Here is a 683-nt window from a genome sequence, read left to right as displayed (position 1 = left end):
GTCGTAACAAGGTAGCCGTATCGGAAGGTGCGGCTGGATCACCTCCTTTCTATGGAGTTTAACTCTAGTCGACAGACAACTTTGGTTGTTTGAAGCTTTGGTCTTTTGTTCAGTTTTGAGAGGACTCAAAACTCTCTATTTAAATGCTTTTGCTCCTGCGTCTACGAGCGTTTGCTAACGAAGCAAGCTTCCTCGGAGCAAGGCAGCATGAAGCAGTACAGAGCAGTGTTACATGAAGTAATTGAAGTCAGTAGCCTTGTTCAGTTTTGAGAGAACTCAAAACTCTCTATAATAATATGAGATCTATTTCTCACATACATGGTGGGGGCCTGTAGCTCAGCTGGTTAGAGCGCACGCCTGATAAGCGTGAGGTCGGTGGTTCGAGTCCACTCAGGCCCACCATAATATAACAACTAATCAAACGATTGTTTTAATTGATCGTTTGTTTAAAACGCTCGGGGCCTTAGCTCAGCTGGGAGAGCGCCTGCCTTGCACGCAGGAGGTCAGCGGTTCGATCCCGCTAGGCTCCACCAAAAATGCTAGATGGTTAAGTTAAATCAATAGCAAGGTTCTTTGAAAACTAGATAATGCAATAGAAACAATAGTAAGTTCATCGGTATCTTATTTATAAGAGAAGTTGAACGAACGTCAAGAATTCAAAAACGACTTTTTCAAATAGATCG

General features: G+C 43.2%; 2 tRNA genes. Both read left to right on the top strand.

The window, feature by feature from the left end:
- The first annotated feature begins 325 nt into the window (after positions 1-325).
- Positions 326-402 (top strand) — tRNA-Ile (locus AC1FXP_RS23555).
- A gap of 55 nt (positions 403-457) precedes the next feature.
- A tRNA-Ala gene (locus AC1FXP_RS23550) sits at positions 458-533 on the top strand.
- Positions 534-683: the final 150 nt, after the last annotated feature.

This window comes from Halalkalibacter sp. HAAS-P013, from assembly GCF_056619925.1.
The sequence above is the reverse complement of the archived record's forward strand: the minus strand, read 5'-3'. Positions and strand labels throughout refer to the sequence as shown.